Genomic DNA, 20560 nt, shown 5'->3' with positions numbered 1-20560 from the left:
CGGCTGCGAAGACGCAGCGAAAACGGAGTGGCGAAAAAATCGCTCGCCCCCGTTGACAGTCGTCGGGACAGGGGTAAAATCACAAGTGGTCGGTTGGTTGAAAGGGTTGCGGCTCTAGAAAACCTGCCGGCCAAATTTGTTCTTTGACAACTTGGCAGTGACAGCGTAAGCGAGCCCCTCATCTTCCGGCAAAGTCGGAAATGAGATGAATCAGCTTCGAGCGCGACCTCGAAGCAACTCAAACCTTTCGATTGGCTAGCCATGAGCCTTCGGGCTCTAAGCCGATACATTAAGTGAAGGGTTTGATCCTGGCTCAGAATGAACGTTGGCGGCGTGGATTAGGCATGCAAGTCGTGCGGAAAGGCCCCTTCGGGGGTACTCGAGCGGCGAAAGGGAGAGTAATGCGTGGATTACCTGCCCCCAGGACCGGGATAGCCGCGGGAAACTGCGGGTAATACCGGATAATGTCTCCGGACCAAAGGTGCGAGTCCGCCTGGGGAGGGGTTCACGTGCTACTAGCTTGTTGGTGGGGTAACGGCCCACCAAGGCTAAGATGGCTATGGGGTGTGAGAGCATGGCCCCACTCACTGGGACTGAGACACTGCCCAGACACCTACGGGTGGCTGCAGTCGAGAATCTTCGGCAATGGGCGCAAGCCTGACCGAGCGACGCCGCGTGCGGGATGAAGGCCTTCGGGTTGTAAACCGCTGTCAGTTGGGAGGAAATGTCGTCCCTCAGGGGCGGCTTGACCGATCTTCAGAGGAAGGACGGGCTAAGTTCGTGCCAGCAGCCGCGGTAAGACGAACCGTCCAAACGTTATTCGGAATTACTGGGCTTAAAGGGTGCGTAGGCGGTCTGGTAAGTTGGGTGTGAAAGCCCTCGGCTCAACCGAGGAATTGCGCTCAATACTGCCAGGCTAGAGGGAGACAGAGGTGAGCGGAACTTGGGGTGGAGCGGTGAAATGCATTGATATCCCAAGGAACACCAGAGGCGAAAGCGGCTCACTGGGTCTCTTCTGACGCTGAGGCACGAAAGCTAGGGTAGCGAACGGGATTAGATACCCCGGTAGTCCTAGCCCTAAACGATGAGCACTAGGCTTGGGCGTTCTCCATGACGTCTGAGCCGTAGCGAAAGCGTTAAGTGCTCCGCCTGGGGAGTATGGTCGCAAGGCTGAAACTCAAAGGAATTGACGGGGGCTCACACAAGCGGTGGAGGATGTGGCTTAATTCGAGGCTACGCGAAGAACCTTATCCTGGTCTTGACATGCACGGATTAACCTCGTGAAAGCGAGGCCACGCTGCTTCGCAGTGGAACGTGCACAGGTGCTGCATGGCTGTCGTCAGCTCGTGTCGTGAGATGTCGGGTTAAGTCCCTTAACGAGCGAAACCCCTGTCGCTAGTTGCCAGCGGGTAATGCCGGGTACTTTAGCGAGACTGCCGGTGTTAAACCGGAGGAAGGTGGGGATGACGTCAAGTCCTCATGGCCTTTATGACCAGGGCTGCACACGTCCTACAATGGCGCGTACAAAAGGACGCCAACCCGCGAGGGGGAGCAAATCCAAAAAGCGCGCCTCAGTTCGGATTGCAGGCTGCAACTCGCCTGCATGAAGCCGGAATCGCTAGTAATCGCGGATCAGCATGCCGCGGTGAATGTGTTCCTGAGCCTTGTACACACCGCCCGTCAAGCCACGAAAGTGGGGGGCATCCGAAGTCGCCGGGCTAACCCGCAAGGGAGGCAGGCGCCGAAGATGAACTCCGCGATTGGGACTAAGTCGTAACAAGGTAGCCGTAGGGGAACCTGCGGCTGGATCACCTCCTTTCTAAGGATGACTAGACTTCGGCGGCCAAAAGCCGTCGTCGTAAAAGTCATGGAGCCGACTTCGGTCGGAAGATGGCTCGCGGTTGTCACTGCCATGTGTATATAAAACCGGCGGCTCGGTTAACGGGTCGCCGGTTTCTTTTTTGGCTTTCGTCGATGCGCGCCGTGCTACATTTGGGAGAAAGGTCGTACATGGACCCTTTGGTTCGGGGGAATACGATGAACGTCTTTTGCCGTGTGTTCGAGGGGTGGCCGGGAGGGTTGCCCCGGCGGGGCGTGGTTGTGACGACGTTGAATGAACAGATACCGTTCAGCGATTTTCGGGTTGCGGAAGATGCAGTTTACGTTGTTCGGACGACACCCGACGCGATCGGAAGTCGCTCCGTCATCTTGGCATGGGAGTCGATCGCTGCGTTGAAATTCGTCGACGAGGTGCGGCCGAAAGTGATGGCGGAGTTGGGTTTCGAGAATGAGAAGTAGGGGGATGGCGTTTTTGGGGAGCGCGCACTTCGGGTCGTAAGGCGGGTAGCGTCTGATCGGCGAGGATGGGGAAATCCGGGGGGAGAACGGGCCACATTTCGCGGTCGGCAGCCCTGGGGTGTGGTATTTTCTCGTAGATCGGTGTAGTTGCATCCGGCGTTCGCGCTTGGCAAAAACACCGATTCCGCTTAGATTTAGGGATGTTAACGGGGGTTAGCGCGAAAATCCCCCGATGGGGTGGTGGCTATCGAAGTGAATAATGGAACGGAACACCAAGATGGCCGGGCTGTGCCCGGTAGCACGAGGGTTCCGAGGCACACGTTTTCTGAACGCGAAAAGGATAAGGGAGCGATCATGGCCGACGAAAAGGAAAAAAAGGATCAGGAGCAGGCTCAAGAGAATCAAGAGCAAAACGCGCAGGCGGCACCGCAGCCGCAGGCCCAGCAGCGACCGGTTCAGGGGGTGCGCGTGACGATCGACGACTCGGGAGCCGAATCGAGTTACGCGAATTTTTGCCGCGTGACCGGTACGCCTGAAGAATTGATCATCGACTTTGGGTTGAACCCGCAGCCGGTCGGCGTTCCGACACAGCCGATCAAGATCAGTCAGCGAATCATCACGAATTATTACACGGCCAAGCGTATGCTTCAGGCGCTCACGCTGACGATCCAGCGTCACGAAGCGACGTTCGGCGTGTTGGAAACCGACGTGCAGAAGCGGGTGCGCCCCGGTTTGGTCGCCCGCGCACAAGCCCAGGCGCAACAAGCCCAGCAGCCTGCCGAAAACAGCTGATCCCGGCAATCGCAGAACTGCCGGGAACGAGTCCGTTTACAACGGCCGCCGAATCGTATTCGGCGGCTTTTTTGGTTCTTGAACGCGAGAAGGATCGGCCTACTTGGAATCTATCAGGACACGGGAGCCCGTTCGGCGAGGGGCACGGCGAATGAGAATTCGGTGTGCAAAGGTTGTGTCGCGGGCTCCTTTTCCTATATTGGGTATTCTGCGGCTTCTCGCCACGTGGACGTCCGACAGGGCCGCGAGCGGTCGCATTCGTTGTGCGGCAGATCACGCATTCGGTGCGCTGATTCGGCTGAGCACGAAGCGCGGGTTCAATCATAAAGGTGAGCAGGCACGATGAGCGTCGGCGAATGGGTAAGCACGCGGGTCTTTACCTTGGTGCATCGGCATAATTTGGTTTACAACACCTGTTGGGAGGATCCGCGACTGGACCGCGAGGCGCTCGAACTCGGGCCCGACGACACGGTATTGGTCATCACCTCCGCCGGATGCAATTCGCTCGATTACGCGCTCACCGGCGTATCCCACGTGTACGCGGTCGACATGAATCCGCGTCAAAATGCCTTGTTGCAATTGAAACAGGCCGGTATTCGGAATCTCGATTTTGAGACGTTCTTCCAGATTTTCGGCCTGGGCCATCACGACGAGATCGTTTCGATTTATCGGGATGCCCTGCGGGACGACCTCGACGACTTTGCGAAACGGTACTGGGACAAGAAAATTCGACGCTATTTCGGCGGCAAGCGGTCGTTCTATTTCCATGGTACGTCGGGCCTGTTTGCCCGCATGATCAACCTGTACTTGCGGCGAATGGCCCGATTGAACCGTTGGGTTGATGCCGTTCTCGAAGCCAAAGATTTCGAAGAGCAACGCCGTATTTACGACGAGCATTTGCGCGAGCAGATCTGGACGCCGCTGTTGCGGTTCATCATGCGGCGCGATGCCACGTTGTCGTTGGTGGGGGTTCCGCGTGCGCAGCGGCAACAGATCGAAACCCAGTACAAAGGCGGAATCGTCCAATTCGTGAAAGACTGCCTCGATGCGGTCTTCGGCGAGATTCCGTTGATGGACAACTATTTTTGGCGGGTGTACATGACCGGTCGTTATACCCGCGAGTGCTGTCCTGAGTATCTCAAGCCCGAAAACTTCGAGAAGCTCAAAGCGGGATTGGTCGATCGCATATCGACACACACCAACACGGTCGAAGGTTTCTTGAACGAGCACGACGTGCCGATTTCGCGGTTCGTGCTTTTGGACCACATGGATTGGATGTCGGGGCGGTACTTCGATTGGCTCGAAGCCGAGTGGCAAGCGATTTTCCGACGTGCGGCGCCGGGGGCCCGGGCGATTTGGCGCAGCGGCGGCTTGCGGACCGATTTCGTCGACCGCGTGCGGGTTGAGATCGACGGTCGCGAGACGACGTTGGGCGACCAGTTGACCTACTATCGCGAGAAGGCCGCCGAGCTGCATAAACGCTGCCGCGTGCACACTTACGGCAGTTTCTACATTGCCGATCTGAACGTGTGACCGGGCATCGCGTCTTTCGAAAGAACGACGCCGTTTACGGTGCTGTTTTCATGGTCGCAACGGGACGACGCGTAGAAAGTGATTCGCGATGGGCGTGTTTTCCGATCTGAAAATTCTCTACCACATGGTGGTGCGGCCCGGGCGAGGTAAAGATCACGCCGAGCGGCTCGAAAACTTCTACGCGGGACAAGCGGAACATTACGACGAATTTCGCAAACGCCTGCTCCAGGGCCGTGAAGACTTGTGGAAAGCGCTCGGTGTTCCGGCCGGCGGCGTATGGGTCGATATCGGCGCAGGAACCGGTTCCAATGCCGAGTATTTCGGGGATCGGATCGGCGAACTTCGCAAGCTGATCTTGGTCGACTTGTCGCGATCGCTGTTGAATGTGGCCGATCGGCGGATCGAGAAGCACGGTTGGACGAACGTCGTCACACAAGAGGCCGATGCCACCACCTATCGCCCTGATGAACCGGTCGACGTAGTTACGTTTTCCTATTCGTTGACGATGATTCCCGACTGGTTCGCGGCGATCGACAACGCCTTGGCCATGCTGAAGCCGGGCGGAAAGATCGGAGTCGTCGATTTTTATGTGTCGCGAAAACATCCCGACGAGGGAATGCGTCGCCACGGCGCAGTGACGCGCTTGTTTTGGACGGGGTGGTTCAACTACGACAATGTCTTTCCCTCGCCCGACCACATTCCCTACTTGAAGCGGCGCTTGAAGTGCGTGCACCTGGAAGAACGGAAAGCGAAGGTGCCTTATTTGCCGTTGGTGCGGGCGCCGTATTACATCTTCATCGGCGAGAAGACCGCTTGATCGCACGCGGCAAACTGCGCTCGAAAATTACCGACAGCGTGCGCGAAAAGGCGTCCGGCCGACCGTCTCAGGATGACCGATCGACCGGACGTGCTCACGTTCTTGGCGGGAGGTAATCACATCGGGAGGGCGGCGACGGACGCTGACCGAACCGGCCGGCCGCCGCCGGCGCGTTCGCGCAGAACGCTCGACCGGCAAGAACTCCATCAGACCGATCGCGAAGCAAACGATCGGACCCAGTCGATCGTTTGCCGACTCGAGGGTGACACACCGTCCCCGGACCGCACCGAGGCGATTCAGCTTACGACATCACAACAGCGATACCGGCTGCTTTCACCGTTTCGGGTGGCAGGGGTTCGTCGAGAAACCTCAGCCTGTAGGGCCCGGAGTCAGGTACGTTGTGTTGGCAGGCGGGACGGTGGTCGTGCCGCAGGTGTCACAACCCGGTTCGACGACCGTCCCCACCACCGGTGCACACGGATCGACGCACGGATCGACGACTTCCGCTCGCGGACGGAACAACGCGCCGCGCCGGAACCAACTGCAATTCTGACATCCCACCGTGACGCCCAGGGTGGCGACGACCGCCAACAACACGATGGCTTTTCTCATGGTTCGTTTCTCCTCACACATGGTGGCTTGGGTTCGCCACGAACGCCGGCGACCGGATTGTCGGCGAACAGGGCGACGTACCGCCGCGCACCGACAAACCGCTCGTCCGAAACAGCCCAGGTATTGACCAAGCAACACTACACCACCGTTCGTGAGGTGCAAACGCAACAGTCGATTCAGGGCAACATTTTTCGGCGGTTTTCGCTGGCCTTGGACGCGTTGTGAGCTACATTTGGGTTGGGTCGGCTTGGTAAACCTTGCGCGTGCCCTCCGCCGTCCGAGCGGTCGACGCGGTTGCCCCCGGGGGTGGCGGATCGTTACGACCCGCACAAATGCGCAACACCGGCGCCGGCGGCTCCTGCAATTGCGAGGGATATACCGATGAAAACGTTTGCTGCTTGCCTGCGGATGGTCGCCGCTTCGGCGATGATCGTGTCGGCGATCGGCAACACCCCTGTTGCAGCTTCCGAGCCCGTCCGGGACGATGCGTCGCCGAGCGTGTGGTTGGTCGACTCGCGGGAAAGCGGATGCGAAGGCGAGCAGCCGACGGTTTATCGGGTTCAAAAGGGGGGACAAGTCGAATCGGTACCGACGGAGGAAGCGTATGCCGCTTTAGGCGACGGACGGCCGATCGTCGTATTCATCCACGGAAACCTCATGGAACGCGCCGACGCGTTGCGGGCGACTTGGGCGCTGCGCGATGCCCTCCTTGCAGAGGAGAATAACGCTCGGCCTGAGATCAAGCCGCACTTCGTGGCATGGTGTTGGCCGGCGGGAAAGGTGCGATGTCGGGTGCGCAAGGACGCCCAGATCAAGGCGCTTCGCAGCGACGGCGAATCGTGCGATGTTGCCGGGTGGTTGAGAATCCCCGCCCGACATTCGCCGGTCGTCTTAGTGGGGTACAGTTTCGGAGCCCGCACAGCCGGCGGCACGGCAAAGCTCCTGACAGGCGAGAGCTATCGCGGCAAACGCCTCGCCGAAGACGTGCTCGATGCGAAACGGCCGGAGTCGACTTTCGTCGAGGTGGCTGCCGCGGACGCAGAAGACGCTGAAGTATTGCCCGTTGTTTCGCTGGTGTGGATTGCCGCAGGATTGAGTGCTTCCTGGACGGCCCCCGGCGGTGAGTTCGATCCCGACGATTTGCACGCGGCGCGCCTGGTAATCACGGTCAACCGTCAAGATCCCGCCTTGCGGTGGTATCGTCGGTTGTGGGGATGCGGCGGCACCGACGCCATGGGATATGTCGGCCCGTCCTGCATCGACGCAGACGACACCGACGTCGAAGTGCTCGACGTGACCTGTGAGGTAGGACGGACCCACGATTGGTGCGCCTATCTGAAGGCAGCGCCGGTACGTGCCGCGCTGCGCGCAATCTTGGACGAACTATCTCCGTGAAACGCGCGGTTCGACACGTACGAGGCACCGGCGTTTTTCCCCCAATTGTGCGGTGACGACCTCTGCGCGATAATAACGGGCGAATGCCGTCTTTGCCCGTTGCGGCCGAACGCCGAAGCGGTCTTATGCTCTTTTCTCGCTGAGGAAATTCGACGCGATGCCGGAACCGATCGCCTATCTCTCGGGCCGTTATGTTCCCGAATCGGCCATGCAGATTTCGGTGGTCGATGCCGGATTCGTGCTGGGCGCTGCGGTAACGGAGCAATTGCGAACCTTCAAGGGGCGGATCTTCTGTGTTCAGCAGCACTTTGAGCGATTGGAAAAGTCGTTGCGGATCGTCTTCGGCCGGCCGCCGATCGACCTGGGGGAACTGGCTGCCGTTGCGGAGCGCGTAACCGCCGAGAACCACCGGCTGGGGGATCCGGAAGACGATCTGGGCGTTTCGATTTTCGTAACACCGGGATTGTATCCAGCCTACGCCGGCGGCGTTTCCGCCGGTCCGACGGTGGGCGTCCATACCTATCGGTTGCCCTTTCGCTTGTGGGCCGAGAAGTACGCGACAGGACAGCATTTGAGGACGGTTGCCGTGCGCCAGGTGCCTGCCGATTGCTGGCCGCCGAGTCTGAAGTGCCGTAGTCGAATGCACTATTATCTTGCTGATCGCGAGGCCTCGGCGCGTGAGCCGGGCGCCAGGGCACTCTTGTTGGACCACGACGATCGCGTGACCGAGACGTCGACGGCGAACATCGTTGCCTGTTTCGGAAACGAACTGCGGTTCGTTTCTCGTAATCGAACGCTGCTTGGAATCAGCGAGGCATACGTGGAGGCACTTGCGCGCGACCTCGGAATGGCGACATGCGAGTTCGATCCGCGGGTCGACGAACTATTGCAAGCCGATGAGCTTTTCTTGACCAGTACGCCGTTTTGCTTGCTGCCGGTGACGGCGATCGACGGTCGTCCGATCGGGGGCGGAAAGCCGGGGCCGATCTTTACTCGGCTCATCAGCGCCTGGAGTGAACGCGTGGGCGTCGACATCGTCGCACAGGCCCGCCGGTTCACCGAGCGATGAGGGCTGGGTTCGGCGGTTCTTCTGGCTGTATGGATTGAGGCAATTGTGCCGGCCGTGCTTGCGTCGTGCGGTTTTCTGCTCCCTCATTGGGAGGTCCATGCGGATTTGACAAAGCCTGCGGCTGGGGTAGGGTTTGCCGGAGAAATTACGCGCCGATCGATTACCCTCCCGCCCGATGCGGGCGTGCCCCCCTACAGGCGTCGAGCCGCCGCGATCCTTCCGCGAGGCGGGATGACGCCGTACCTACCGAGATGATGCCCCGTTTCCGCGTTCCGGGCGACGGACGGTATTCCTCGAAACGAACGGCGATAGCGGAATATTCGGTCGCGGAACGAATGATTGCCGGAGACGACCTATGAAACGGTCACTTCCCCGCTCAAAACGTAAGGCCGCCGTCTTGATCCTGGCGGCGGTGTCCATCATTTTCATGCTGGCACTGGTGGCCTTCGCCGTCGACATGGGCTACGTCGTGCTCGTGCGGACGCAGCTCCAAGCGGCCGCCGATTCGGCGGCCATTGCCGCGGCAACCCAACTAGGGAAAGACAAAGGCGAGCTGTTTCAGGTCGCAAAAGAATACGCCGAATACCACGTCGCCGGGGGTCAGCAAGTCTCGCTGCTGCCCGACGATGTCGAATTGGGCGTGTGGGACAGCGACACGCGCACCTTCATGCCGAATTCCGCGGGTGGAAACGCTGTGCGGGTAACCACGCGGCGGGATGCCCGGCACGGGGGTGAGGCGCCGCTGTTCTTCGCCAAGGCGCTCGATCTGAATTCGTTCACGATGGAAGCCCGCGCCGTGGCGATCGGAAATCCGCGGGATATCTGCTTTGTCGTCGATTTGTCGGGATCGATGAACGACGACACCGAGGGCGCGTGGGCGACGGACGTCATCAACGACGAGTTCGCCGCGCAAGGGTACGGGACGATCGGGACGCAGTTGATGCAAGATATTTACGCCGACTTCGGGTTCGGTGCCTATCCGGGACGACTCGAGTACATCGGTGAACCGTTCGGCGTGCCGAAAAACTCCTACGCCTATGCCGAGCTGACCAAAGACGGCGGTGTGTTGACACGCAATAACGTACCGTCGCGATACCGTATCCGAAAAGGTGATAGCGAATTGGTCCGCAAGCAGAAGGCGTACTCGGCGATCATCGACTACCAGTTGGCCAAGTTGATGCCCGCCGCGAAACCGACGCCCGACAGCCGCACGAACTACGCATATTGGGAAAAATACCTGGACTACGTGATTCGGCCGAAGAGGATCAGTTCGAGTTCCGGTGGGGGAAGCAAGAAATCACCACCGAAGAAAAAAGGCGGTTCGTCGAAGAAAAGCTCGCCGCCCAAGTCGAGTCCGCCGAAGCGGCCGTCGCCGCCGAAGCCGCCGACGGGGCGGTGGATTCCTGAGGCGAACCCGGCGTCGCTATTCGCCGAAGCGGGTGTTTCCCACGCCTTCGGTTTGCATCCCGACGGAACGATCGGGCACGGTTGGAACGCCGTTTTCTTGGGAACGACGTGCGCGGTTTCGGCGGATTGGTTTTTCGGCGCTTATGGATCGCCTCCGTACAACCGAGGTTATCTACCTCCACGGCAAGACAGCGACCGAATCTACCGGTTCAACAACCCTAACCGCACGACGTTTCCCGGTGCAAGCTCCCAGCTGGTTTATCGCTACCTGAACCAGGTCGGTTATTTGACCTATGTGCAGTTCATGTTGGACCACGGGCGCGATTTGAAGCCTGACGGCAGGAACTACGTGCCGCTGTCGCAGTACAGTCCCCATTGTCCGTGGCACAGCGAGTCGACTGCAGGGGGGACGTTCAGCTTTCCGCCGCGTGAACAGCCGATGCATGCGGCACGACGTGCCTTGATCGCGGCGATCCAGGTGATCAAAGAACGGAACGAGGCGATCCGTAATCCTGATCAGCGGGATTGGGTATCGATCGTGACGTTCGACGTGCTCTCAGGTGGCGGCCCGGTAGTCGTTCAGCCGTTGACGGGTGATTACCGCTCGGCAATGGTGCGTTGCACGACGCTGCAAGCCTGCGGCGACAAGGGAGCGTCGACGGCGACGGAAGCCGGTCTCATCGCCGCCCGCGAGCATCTCAAGCCGAAGAGTGAGGGCGGGTTCGGCCGCGAGGCCACGAACAAGATCGTCGTTCTGTTGACCGACGGCGTACCCAACTTGTACGTCAGTCCGCCGTCGGAGATCGATCAGTTCATCGGGAACAATCCCAATCCCGACTTTTACAACAACGGGGCGTACTGGTACGATGCCGCCTTGATGCAGGCGATGGAAATCCAGCTCGACAACTGGCAGTTGTTTCCCGTGGGGGTCGGCTTGGGGACCGATTACGACTTCATGGACCGCATGGCCCGCATGGGAGCCACGGCCAACGACGACGGTCAAAGCCCGCGGGGTAGCGGCAACCCGGCCGAGTACGAACAGCGGCTGAGCGAAATCTTTCGCCGGATCATCGAGTCGCCGCGCGTGCGGTTGGTGCAATGAATGCAGCGGAAAACGTCGGCTTTCGCAGGTAGGTGATCATCCCGCCGCCCGCATCGAGGCCGGGGCCGCGTCGGGCAAGGGCCATTCGAGAGCAAGACGTACGGCTTCGGCACCCCGTTGTGCCTTCGGCCGAGGAACGGCGCATCGCTTGTACAAATAGGCGTTTCCGCGTTTGCCGATGCGTTCGGTCGCTCCGGCGTGGAACAAACAATAGGCAATGCGGCGGGCCTTCCAACGGTCGATGTTCAAGGCGTCGGCCAAGTCTCGGGTGTGGAACGGCTCGGGAAGGTGTTCCTCGATCAACGCCCACAGGTCGCCTGCCGTTTCCAGGCACAACGTTTCGCGGATGCGGATCAGACGCTGATCGAGCACGGAATGATTCGGCGACATCCATCGTCGCCGGCGTTTGGGACGCGGATACCGGTATTCTTCGATGTCGATGAACGGCACCTCCAGCCGCAGGCGCCGATGCGGATACACTTGCATGAAGTGTAAGAGATCTTCGAATACGTCGAGCATCGAACCGCGAAAGGGGGATCGTCGCACGTCGGCGATCGGGCCGTTCTTCTTCGTCAATTTGATCAGTCGTTTGCGGGCGATGATCGGTTTGACGATCGTGACGGAATGCTCTTCGAGCAACGCCGCGATCTTACGCCGGATGATGCCCAGCGGGCCGTGTTGAATTTCGATCAGCCGCTTGCCGCGAACGACGTCGACGCGGTACTCACCGAGCGTCACTTCCGTCCGACCGCGGGGACCGGCGTACAGCTCCTTGAGTTGCCGATGTAGTGAGGTCTCCATCCCTCACTCCTTTGAAATTGAGAATCGCTCTCTTCGGCGCCGCTGTCGCATCAGTCGCCGGGCGGTTCGATGCCGAAGTCGCGGATCGTGAACAACGCGTCGAATTTCAACCCGGCTTGTGCGAAGGCTTCACGTCCGCCCTGCATTCGATCGACTATCGCCAAGACGCGAACGACCTCGAGGCCGAATTCCCGGCAGCGCTCGATCGCCAGCAGCGACGACCCGCCGGTGGTGACGACGTCCTCGACGATGGCGACCCGCTCGCCCGGTGAGACGGGGCCCTCGATGTAACGGTTCGTACCGTGGTCTTTGGCTTGTTTGCGGACCATGAAGCCGCGGACGGGCTTTCCTTGCACGCCCGCGATCGTGATGACCGCGGCGGTGATCGGATCGGCACCGATCGACATGCCGCCGACGGCATCCGGTAGGTCATCGCCGAGCAAATCGAGCAGGCCTTCGCCGATCAGTTTGGCGCCCAGGGGATCGAGCGTCACTTGTTTCCCGTCGAGGTAATAAGTCGACGTCTTACCCGAGGCCAGCGTGAACTGTCCGAATTTCAGCGCCTTTTCGCGAATCAATGCGTGCAATGCTTGGCGATCGTACACCGAATCCATCTCCCGAATTGTCGCAACAAAAAAGCCGGCGAGGCAAAGGCAAAGGAAGTAGTCTCTTGTCGAAAGTGCCCCGAGCGAGGGGGCAAAGTAACCATCATCCTAAAGCATCGCGGCTGTCGGGAAAAGCCGGATTGCCGGGCGGACCAGGGACGACCGCATCGGTGAGATGTGAATCCCTGTCGGTTGAATCGGCCGAAGGGAAGGTGCGCGTGCTGCCTCGTGCGCCTGAAGATCCGTTCCCGAAAGGGTTGCCGACGTTTCGAGACCGAGTGTGTCGTCGGCTTCTTTCGAGTCGATAACGGACGTGGAGAGCTCTCGTATTTCGGCCTTTTCGGAGATTGCGCGCGAACCGGAAGGGTCGCCATCGTACGGCGCCGAAATCCCCTGTGATCGATCATGTCGAATATGCACAATGTGCGGCGTGATTTGGCGGCATTGTTTTTGCTGCTTGCGACGGCCTTCGTCGGCGTGAGCCTGGCGAGTTACGATCCTGCCGATCCACCGGCGAATCTCGTGTATCCCCCCAATGCCGAAGTGCACAACATTTGCGGGCGATGGGGTGCGCGAACGGCTCACGGAATGCTCGAACTCTTTGGGGTGGGTGCCTACTTCACCGTCGCCTCGTTGGCGGTCGTGACGGCGGTCTTGCTGCTGCGCCGATCGGTGGAGCGACCGGCAATTCGCACTGCCGGTTGGTTTGCGGCACTCGGTGGGATATGTGTGTTGGCGGTGATTTTCCTGCCGGCATGGAGTCCCGGTTCGATTTTCGGCCCCGGGGGATTGGTTGGTGCCGTGCTGACCGCCTTCTTGCGGGAACAATTCGGTACGACCGGTACGCTGATGCTGGCGATCGGGGCGTTTACCGCCGGGATGCTTTTGGCGTGCGATCGGCACTTCATCAAGTTCGTGCGTTTCCTGGTCGGTTGGCCGCTCCGCGGGATCATCGCCGGAGCCGGAGAAGTTGCCCGCGCGTACGGCTTGATGCGCACTGCTGAAGCGGCAGCCGATGCCGACGTGGAAGACGAAGTCGACGAGGCAGAGGAGATCGACGAGGAAGACGTGTGCGACGAAGAAAGCGAGGAAGAAGAGGAAGAAGAAATCGAGGATGAGGAAGAAAACGACGCCGAACGTCGCGTTCGGATCTTGGCCCCCAAAGCCAAGAAGTCGCCGAAGGAAGAAAAACCGGTCGTTGCCGAGCCGCCCGTTGCGAAGCCCAAGTTGGGCTTGCGAATCCGCAAACCCAAAAAGCCTGCCCGCGAGCAACTGTTGGAAGAAATCGAAGCCGCCGCGCGAGAGAAGAAGGCTGTTGACTACGAGCTGCCGTCGCTGGAGCTGCTTTCGCCGCCGGAACCGTTTCGATTCGAGGAGCACGAACGCGATGTGCGCCGAAAGGCGAAGATCCTGGAAAAGACGTTCGCCGATTTCGGATTCAACGTGCGGGTGGTCGAAATTCAGACCGGGCCGGTCATCGCTCAGTTCGAGGTTGCCCTCGAGGCCGGCTTGCGGTTGAGCAAGATTACCGGATTGGCCGACGATTTGGCGATCGCCCTGCGTGTGCCCAGTGTGCGCATCGTGGCCCCGATACCGGGCAAGAACACGGTGGGGATCGAAGTTCCCAACGGCGAACGGCAAATCGTGCGTCTGCGCGAGGTGATGGAGGAAAGTTCCGGTCGCCACCAGAATATGCGTATTCCCATCTTTCTAGGGAAGGACGTGGCGGGGAATCCGCTGGTCGTCGACTTGTCGACCATGCCGCATTTGTTGATCGCCGGGCGTACCGGTACGGGAAAGAGCGTCTGTTTGAATTCGATCATCGTGTCGATCTTGATGACACGCCAGCCCGACGATGTGCGGTTCTTGTTGATCGACCCGAAGATGGTCGAATTGAGCCCGTACAAACGCATTCCGCACTTGATGCACCCGGTCGTCACCGACATGCGCAAGGCCGAAGCGTTATTGGCCTGGGCCGTCGAAAAGATGGAAGAGCGGTACGCTTTGCTGGCCCGCGCGGGTGTGCGGCACCTCAGCTCGTACAACCAGCTCGGGGAAGAGGAACTTCGGGCGCGAATGCGGCCCGAGTCGGAAGCCGAGTGGGAAACCATCCCCAAACACATGCCGTATATCGTGATCGTGGCCGACGAAATGGCCGACTTGATGATGACCGCCGCCAAAGAGGTCGAAACCCACATCATCCGGCTGGCCCAGAAGAGCCGGGCGGTCGGCATTCACCTCGTATTGGCCACGCAAAAACCGACCGTCGACGTGATCACCGGATTGATCAAGTCGAACCTGCCGGCGCGAATCTGTTTCGAGGTGTCGAGTCGGACCGATAGCCGCGTCGTCCTCGACGAAATGGGTGCCGAAAAGCTCCTCGGCAGCGGCGATATGCTCTTCCTGCGACCGGGAACCAGTACATTGGTCCGCGGACAGGGAACCTACGTGAGCGACGAAGAGATCAACCGAGTCATCGACGCGGTCGCCACCAGCGAGCCCGATTTCATCGACGAATTGGTGGCCTTGAACGCGGGGGATGCCGGCCCCGCGGCGGGCAAAGGGTTTGCCGAGCGAGACGAGTTGTATCCGGCTGCGGTCGATATCGTCGTGCGCGAGGGACGCGGCAGCGTGTCGCTGCTCCAACGGGCACTGGGAATTGGTTACGGACGCGCCGCGCGTTTGATCGACTTCATGGCCGAAGACGGCATCGTCGGGCCTTACAACGGGTCGCAGGCCCGCGAAGTGCTCGTCACAGTCGAACAATGGGAGGCCATGCAGAACGGCGCGGCTGAACCGCAGGCACCTGCGCCTCCTTCGGCTCGTAATCGTATCGTGTTGCCTCAACCTGGTACGGCGAAGGGCAATGGGTCGTCCGCCGATTCGAAGCCTTCGGAACCCGCCCCGTGGGAAGAGGATTTCGCACAAGAGGAGACAGACGAAGAAGCACCGGAAGCCGACGACGAAGAGTACGACGAAACCGACGACGCGTATGAAGAAACATGGGAAGACGACGAAGCCGAGGAAGCTGAAGACTACGACGACGAAGATTGGGAAGAGGAGGAGTACGATGAAGACGACGACGAATACCAGGCCGAAAGTGCCTGAAGCAGACTCGTCGTCGAGGCGGCCCTCTTCTCGTTCCCGAGCGGTCATTCCAAGAGAAAGCAGTAGACGCCCAGGAGATTTCGCACGTACAAGCGTCCGGGCAAAACGATCGGGTGCGACCACACTTCACGATCGACGTCGGCAACGTCATCGAACAGGGACATCCGACCCAGGACTTCGGGGCGTTCCCGCGTGGGGCGGACGAGATAAACCGCTCCCTGTTGTGTGACGATCAATACCCGGTCGTCACCGGCGATCAGCGCGGCGTAATCACGGAGCGGCTCTTCTTCCAGCGTCCAGCACGTTTCGAGCGTGGTCTTGTCGAGGCAAACCAGCTTGCCGTCGCAGCCCAAAAGGAAGTCGCCGACGATGACGGGCGTCGAAATGTCGGGCGCCAAAGCGTCGGCGTGTGTTTTCAAGATCGGTTCCGGTTGGTTCGCCGACCAGCGAAAGCGACGCGTGCCGTTATTTTCGGTGGTCACCCAAAGGTCATCGCCCACTGCGATCGGCGTGGGTACGTTGAAGTCGCCTTCGAATTCGGGCACGATTCGCCACAGCCGTCGGCCGTCGTCCGGATCCCATCCGCACAGCGAGACGGCGTCGTGCCCCACGATTTGCGGCCGGCCGGTCGGGCGGGCGAGCACGAAACTACCGTAGCCGGGGCCGTCGCCGGGCGACCGCCATACTTCTTTTCCCGATCGGCGATCCAGCGCGACAACCGAGGCTTCGGTATTGCCCGGATTGACGATCAAGAGATCATCGACGACAAGCGGCGTCGAACACGTACCCCAGGTCGGCGGTTCGGCCCCGAAATCCTCGATGATGTTTCGCCGCCAAACGACTTCACCCGATTCGAGCTTCACGCATGCCAACTCGCCGAACGCCCCTAGCAGGTAGACGTCGTTTCCGCAGATCACCGGGTTGGCGCGCGGTGAGTTCGTGAAATCCAGCTCGCCTTCGGCCGGCCACGTGACCCGCCACAGCTCGGCGCCGGTATCGGCGTCCAGGCAATGCCACACGTCGTGGGTTTGCGTCAAATCTTTGTCGGCGACGACGAGGCATCCTTCGGCTGCTGCCAGGCCCGACATGCCCGGTCCGGTCAGGGTGCGGGACCAAAGCAGACGCTTCGTGGTCGGAAGGTGCACAGGGACGTGCGGCGAGACGGCGAGGCGTCGTTCGCCTCGCCAGTCGGTCCAGCGGCGTGCCGCGGCAGACGCTTGATAGTAGCTCGTGCCGGTGAAACCCTCCCGGCTTTTCAAGGCGGCCAGGGCTTGCGGTCGATGTTTCAAACGCTCGAATGCTTCGAGTAGTGCCGCGCGTTCTCGCGTATTGAGGTCGACGGCGAATACCGTGATGAACGGCACGGGATCCGTCCGAATCAACACACGTAACGCGCCCTTGTCGACGGTGCCGCAACCTTCGACCAGCGGCATCGCGTACGACGAAATGACCGCCGCGTCGGCTTCGCGTTCGACGACCGCCAACGCCGCCGAGGCGCAACTCGGCGATACCGTTTGCGGTGCCGACGTGGAAATTGCGAACGCCTCCATCAACGCCAAGGCCGAACCGTGTTTCTCGTCGGCCTCCGGCGGGCCGAGCAAGATGCGCCGATCGGTCAAGTCGACCATGCCGCGGGCGGGATCGTCCCGGCGCACGACGACCAATCCTTCGACGCAGACGTCGCCGTTTTCGTCGGTCAAGAATGCCGTGGGGCGAAGCGACAGTCCCAGGCGTTTCAGGTCGGCCGCCATTTCCCCGTACTTTCCGACGACGAGATCGACCTTGCGGACGTCACCTGCCTGCGGCAACAGGAGACTTTCTGCATAGATCAGCTCGACCGGACGCCCCAGTACGTCTTCCAGAACGGCAGCCGCCGACGTGTAGTCGCGATCAGCGTAACCGGCGACGCAGTCGCAAGCCAGTTCGCGACACAACGGATCGGCAATCACGATGCGAAACGGTTCAGGGGAATTGGTCGTCTGGCCCGTTGCCGACCGTTCGCAAACCGGAAACCCGGCACCGAAGAATACCAGCAGAAGCAGCAAGCAGAGACGGCGCATGACGGAAATGTCCTACCTATTGGGCGGCGATCGTGGAATCAGTCGCTTTGTTTGCGGGCGAGCACACGGATGATTCCGTTCTTGTAGTCCATCACGAACACGCGGTCGGCGTCGGGGGCGACGGCGATGGCAATATTGCTGCACGAGGCGGCCATTCGACCGGCCGAAGTGAATCGTGCCACACCGACGTAGCCGACCAGGTCGAGGTATTCCCCTTGCGGGGAGTAACGTTTGACGCGGCCCAATCCCGATTCGGCCGTGTACAGCGAGCCGTCGTTGCCGAACGACAAATTCATCGGGTTGCAGCAACTGCCGAAGTTTTCGAGCCCGGTTCGCCCGGCGGCTCCCCATTTGGCCAATACCTTCCCTTGGACATTCAGGCAGACGACCCGGTGAGCGGCGTTTTCGGCTAGGTAAAGGACACCGTCCCGGTAGACCAGATCACAGCGTTGGCAACATCCCCGCAATCCCTCGGCCAGTTGCACCGGTTCGGAAAGATCGCGACGGAACCGGTACAGCTTCGATTTCGAGCCGAGACTCCATCCCGAGCCGAAGGCCACGAATACGTAGTCGTCGGAGAGGGCCATGCCCGAGCATCGCAGCGGACGCATCGCCATCCGACGCTGTTGGCTTTGCGGCGTTGCGGCGTCGTCGGGAATCGGGACGGTTTGTTGGACATGGCCGTGACGATCCAAGCGGGCGAGGGTGCCGCCGCCCCCGACGTAAACCACGTCGACTCCTACGGCGACCGCCTCGGGGGGAAAGTCGAGCGTCCATGTCTCCAAAATCGTTCCTTGGTAGTCGAGGATGTGGATCTCCTTGGTCTTGCCGTCTCCGGCCAAAAGCTTGCCTGGGGCAAACCAGCGCAACACCGTCAGCTCACCGAAGGAAACCGGCAAGGGCTCGATTTCGACGTGTGTCGCCGTATCGGCCCCTTCGTCGATCTGGCCGGCTCGCGGGCCGGTCGGCGATTCTTCGGCGAAACCAAGGTTGATTGCGCAGCAAAGAACGGCAAACGCCGCTATCGACGAACAGGCAGTTCGCATCGTCACGCCACTCCACGGGTAATGGAACGAAAACCGGCAGATCATGGACAGGCTCCTAGAAAACGAAAACCGATCGGCGACCGACAGGTTCCAACACTTTGCCGAACAAAGTCGACGCTGTCGACAATATACATTGGCAGGGCCGTGAAGTCTTCCCGCGGGGAGATTTCTTTTTTTCGCCTTTGTTCGCTATTTCCGTCGAACTCCCTAGTCGTTTGGTGTGTCTGATGTACGATGAACAATTCGGGCCTATCGACGGGGCGACGGTTTCGGATCGTTGCGGCTGTGCGGCCGAGGGAGTTTCGTGGCGATCCGAGTACGGGGAGGATCGCTTCCGGCGGATGTAGGAAGCATCGGCGACCGGTGCGCCGTTCTTCTGCCTCCCCGATTCTCTGGATGACCCGAGGAAAAGCCGCGGCACGTTACCGTGCGCGCCGAACGCCGTTTCGGACGTGCCGTCGTTCCCGCGGCGGGGGAAGTGCTGCCGACCATGTAACAAGAGTGTCCCATGATTCGGGAGGAAGCCGACAATTCGTTGCCGATGCCCGGTCCAAGCGGTGGTGATGCTGCGCGCCGCGCACGACCGGCCGATCGTATTTACGACTCCACCTTTTGGTTGGCCGCTACGGCGAACACGATCACCATCGTGGGGGCGTCACTCCTGTATCGCTATGCCGACCTGGTCAAAGCATTGGGAGGAACCGACTTCGACTTGGGGTGGATCGTGGGGATCGGGGTGGTCGGCAGTTTGGTGTCGCGGTTATTCCTGGGAAACGCCATCGACCGCTATGGAGCCCGGCCGTTCTGGTTGGCGGGCTTACTGCTGACGGCGGCCAGTTGCGCCGTGCATCCGGCTTTGACGACGTGCCGTAGTCCTGTGATCTACCTTGCGCGGATCGCATTTTGTTTGGGGGTGGCGGCGATCTTCAGCGCGTCGATCAGTTTCTTGGCGGCACGCGTATCACGGGCGCAAGCGGCAGAAATGATCGGCATGATCGGTTCGGCAGGATTCGCCGGGATGTTGATCGGGGCTCAGGTCGCCGATTTCCTGGTGTCGCTGGGGGGGAGCGAGCGTCAGGCCATCGATCGACTGTTTTATGCTGCCGCCGTGTTGACGCTGGTTGCCCTCCCCTTTGCCTGGGCGGCGACCCGCAGAGAACGGCCGATCGGACGTGCCGTGAATCACTCGGCCTGGCGAATTACAGTACAGTACAGTACAGCCGGTGGCCGGTCGTGGTCACCGCGGCGGTCGTCGGGGCTGCCTTTGCGATTCCATTTTCGTTTCTGGCATCGTATGCCAAAGAGCTGCAAATCACCGAGTTGGCGGCATACTATTCGATCTATTCCATAGCGGCGATCACTACCCGTGTGGCCGGGCGAAAGGTGACCCGACGACTCGGCTCGACTCCCACGATTGTGCTCGGACTGATCTTTCTGGCCGTCGGCCTGGTCGCCATGTGGCCGATTCGCACCGGCACCGATCTATGGTTTTCGGGAATCATGTGCGGACTCGGACACGGCGTCGTGTATCCGTTTTTGACGGCCGCGGGAACGGCTCGCTTTCCGCAGGAACATCGAGGACTGGGCACGACGGTCATGATTGCCATATTCGACTTCGGGCAGTTTGTGGGCGCTCCGATTTTCGGTACGATTCTCGCCTTGGCGGCAAGGGCGGGCGCACCGCCCTATCCCACGCTGCTGGTGAGCGTCGCAGCCCTACTGGTCGCAACAGCGGCAGGCTACGCCTGGGTCATGCGAAAAGAAACGCAAGGCGAATGCCCCTCTCGCCCCCGATACACCGTCGAACCGGCGACCGCGGAAGATGCGTCACCGGCGGTGGTTTCCGCGATCGCACGGTCGGCGAGCGAGTTTTCGGCTGTTGCCGAGGTCGACGATTGACCGGCAAAACAGGTTT

General features: G+C 60.4%; 15 protein-coding genes and 1 rRNA gene. 11 read left to right on the top strand and 5 right to left on the bottom strand.

What is annotated here, in order from left to right:
- Window positions 1-290 precede the first annotated feature (290 nt).
- The 5 genes from ACYQ2I_RS15950 (at window position 291) to ACYQ2I_RS15930 (ending at window position 5440) form a co-directional block, all read left to right on the top strand.
- A 16S ribosomal RNA gene (locus ACYQ2I_RS15950) occupies window positions 291-1819 on the top strand.
- Between the two features lie 191 nt (window positions 1820-2010).
- Entirely contained in the window at window positions 2011-2298 is a 288-nt protein-coding gene (locus ACYQ2I_RS15945) for a hypothetical protein (RefSeq protein ID WP_460168025.1), read from the top strand.
- 354 nt (window positions 2299-2652) lie between these two features.
- The gene (locus tag ACYQ2I_RS15940; RefSeq protein ID WP_460168024.1) at window positions 2653-3090 is read left to right on the top strand and encodes a DUF3467 domain-containing protein; all 438 of its coding nucleotides are present in this window, start codon (window positions 2653-2655) and stop codon (window positions 3088-3090) included.
- A 342-nt stretch (window positions 3091-3432) separates the two neighbouring features.
- Window positions 3433-4623 (top strand): BtaA family protein, encoded by a 1191-nt coding sequence (locus ACYQ2I_RS15935; protein WP_460168023.1) that lies wholly within the window; start codon window positions 3433-3435, stop codon window positions 4621-4623.
- A gap of 88 nt (window positions 4624-4711) precedes the next feature.
- Window positions 4712-5440 (top strand): class I SAM-dependent methyltransferase, encoded by a 729-nt coding sequence (locus tag ACYQ2I_RS15930; RefSeq protein WP_460168022.1) that lies wholly within the window; start codon window positions 4712-4714, stop codon window positions 5438-5440.
- Between the two features lie 369 nt (window positions 5441-5809).
- Here the strand turns inward: ACYQ2I_RS15930 and ACYQ2I_RS15925 are convergent, their stop codons facing one another.
- The gene (locus ACYQ2I_RS15925; protein WP_460168021.1) at window positions 5810-6052 is read right to left on the bottom strand and encodes a hypothetical protein; all 243 of its coding nucleotides are present in this window, start codon (window positions 6050-6052) and stop codon (window positions 5810-5812) included.
- Between the two features lie 381 nt (window positions 6053-6433).
- Between ACYQ2I_RS15925 and ACYQ2I_RS15920 the strand changes: the two genes are divergently transcribed.
- The 3 genes from ACYQ2I_RS15920 to ACYQ2I_RS15910 all read left to right on the top strand — a co-directional run bounded on the left by ACYQ2I_RS15920 (window position 6434) and on the right by ACYQ2I_RS15910 (window position 11025).
- Window positions 6434-7447, top strand: coding sequence for a hypothetical protein (locus ACYQ2I_RS15920; RefSeq protein WP_460168020.1), 1014 nt, complete (start codon window positions 6434-6436; stop codon window positions 7445-7447).
- A gap of 157 nt (window positions 7448-7604) precedes the next feature.
- Complete coding sequence (locus ACYQ2I_RS15915; protein ID WP_460168019.1) at window positions 7605-8516, top strand: aminotransferase class IV; 912 nt, start codon at window positions 7605-7607, stop codon at window positions 8514-8516.
- 355 nt (window positions 8517-8871) lie between these two features.
- Entirely contained in the window at window positions 8872-11025 is a 2154-nt protein-coding gene (locus ACYQ2I_RS15910; protein ID WP_460168018.1) for a vWA domain-containing protein, read from the top strand.
- 36 nt (window positions 11026-11061) lie between these two features.
- On the opposite strand, the gene ACYQ2I_RS15905 is transcribed toward ACYQ2I_RS15910, so the two are convergent.
- The gene (locus tag ACYQ2I_RS15905; protein ID WP_460168017.1) at window positions 11062-11826 is read right to left on the bottom strand and encodes a DUF8091 domain-containing protein; all 765 of its coding nucleotides are present in this window, start codon (window positions 11824-11826) and stop codon (window positions 11062-11064) included.
- A 50-nt stretch (window positions 11827-11876) separates the two neighbouring features.
- Window positions 11877-12440: an orotate phosphoribosyltransferase gene (gene pyrE / locus ACYQ2I_RS15900; protein ID WP_460168016.1), complete on the bottom strand. Its 564-nt coding sequence runs from the start codon at window positions 12438-12440 to the stop codon at window positions 11877-11879.
- A gap of 396 nt (window positions 12441-12836) precedes the next feature.
- On the opposite strand from pyrE, the gene ACYQ2I_RS15895 reads away from it, so the two are divergent.
- A complete protein-coding gene (locus tag ACYQ2I_RS15895) occupies window positions 12837-15539 on the top strand; it encodes a DNA translocase FtsK (RefSeq protein WP_460168015.1) in 2703 nt (900 codons plus the stop codon).
- Between the two features lie 44 nt (window positions 15540-15583).
- On the opposite strand, the gene ACYQ2I_RS15890 is transcribed toward ACYQ2I_RS15895, so the two are convergent.
- Window positions 15584-17599, bottom strand: a complete 2016-nt coding sequence (locus ACYQ2I_RS15890; protein WP_460168014.1) for an outer membrane protein assembly factor BamB family protein — start codon at window positions 17597-17599, stop codon at window positions 15584-15586.
- Window positions 17600-17637: 38 nt separating this feature from the next.
- On the bottom strand, window positions 17638-18690 hold the full coding sequence (locus ACYQ2I_RS15885) for an NHL repeat-containing protein (RefSeq protein WP_460168013.1): 1053 nt from the start codon (window positions 18688-18690) through the stop codon (window positions 17638-17640).
- Window positions 18691-19153: 463 nt separating this feature from the next.
- Here ACYQ2I_RS15885 and ACYQ2I_RS15880 point away from each other — a divergent pair, with 463 nt between their 5' ends.
- Together ACYQ2I_RS15880 and ACYQ2I_RS15875 are read left to right on the top strand one after the other, a co-directional pair.
- Entirely contained in the window at window positions 19154-19996 is an 843-nt protein-coding gene (locus tag ACYQ2I_RS15880) for an MFS transporter (protein WP_460168012.1), read from the top strand.
- A complete protein-coding gene (locus tag ACYQ2I_RS15875) occupies window positions 19879-20544 on the top strand; it encodes an MFS transporter (RefSeq protein WP_460168011.1) in 666 nt (221 codons plus the stop codon). The genes ACYQ2I_RS15880 and ACYQ2I_RS15875 overlap by 118 nt, the downstream gene beginning before the upstream one ends.
- The last annotated feature ends 16 nt before the right edge of the window (window positions 20545-20560 follow it).

The organism is Thermostilla marina, from assembly GCF_054657455.1.
This window is presented reverse-complemented; position numbering and strand designations above follow the sequence as displayed.

Excerpts from the sequence above, each read along its gene's own strand:
- ACYQ2I_RS15945 (WP_460168025.1), top strand. The coding sequence starts at position 2,011 with ATGGACCCTTTGGTTCGGGGGAATACGATGAACGTCTTTTGCCGTGTG.
- ACYQ2I_RS15940 (WP_460168024.1), top strand. The coding sequence starts at position 2,653 with ATGGCCGACGAAAAGGAAAAAAAGGATCAGGAGCAGGCTCAAGAGAAT.
- ACYQ2I_RS15935 (WP_460168023.1), top strand. The coding sequence starts at position 3,433 with ATGAGCGTCGGCGAATGGGTAAGCACGCGGGTCTTTACCTTGGTGCAT.
- ACYQ2I_RS15930 (WP_460168022.1), top strand. The coding sequence starts at position 4,712 with ATGGGCGTGTTTTCCGATCTGAAAATTCTCTACCACATGGTGGTGCGG.
- ACYQ2I_RS15925 (WP_460168021.1), bottom strand. The coding sequence starts at position 6,052 with ATGAGAAAAGCCATCGTGTTGTTGGCGGTCGTCGCCACCCTGGGCGTC.
- ACYQ2I_RS15920 (WP_460168020.1), top strand. The coding sequence starts at position 6,434 with ATGAAAACGTTTGCTGCTTGCCTGCGGATGGTCGCCGCTTCGGCGATG.
- ACYQ2I_RS15915 (WP_460168019.1), top strand. The coding sequence starts at position 7,605 with ATGCCGGAACCGATCGCCTATCTCTCGGGCCGTTATGTTCCCGAATCG.
- ACYQ2I_RS15910 (WP_460168018.1), top strand. The coding sequence starts at position 8,872 with ATGAAACGGTCACTTCCCCGCTCAAAACGTAAGGCCGCCGTCTTGATC.
- ACYQ2I_RS15905 (WP_460168017.1), bottom strand. The coding sequence starts at position 11,826 with ATGGAGACCTCACTACATCGGCAACTCAAGGAGCTGTACGCCGGTCCC.
- pyrE (WP_460168016.1), bottom strand. The coding sequence starts at position 12,440 with ATGGATTCGGTGTACGATCGCCAAGCATTGCACGCATTGATTCGCGAA.
- ACYQ2I_RS15895 (WP_460168015.1), top strand. The coding sequence starts at position 12,837 with ATGTCGAATATGCACAATGTGCGGCGTGATTTGGCGGCATTGTTTTTG.
- ACYQ2I_RS15890 (WP_460168014.1), bottom strand. The coding sequence starts at position 17,599 with ATGCGCCGTCTCTGCTTGCTGCTTCTGCTGGTATTCTTCGGTGCCGGG.
- ACYQ2I_RS15885 (WP_460168013.1), bottom strand. The coding sequence starts at position 18,690 with ATGATCTGCCGGTTTTCGTTCCATTACCCGTGGAGTGGCGTGACGATG.
- ACYQ2I_RS15880 (WP_460168012.1), top strand. The coding sequence starts at position 19,154 with ATGATTCGGGAGGAAGCCGACAATTCGTTGCCGATGCCCGGTCCAAGC.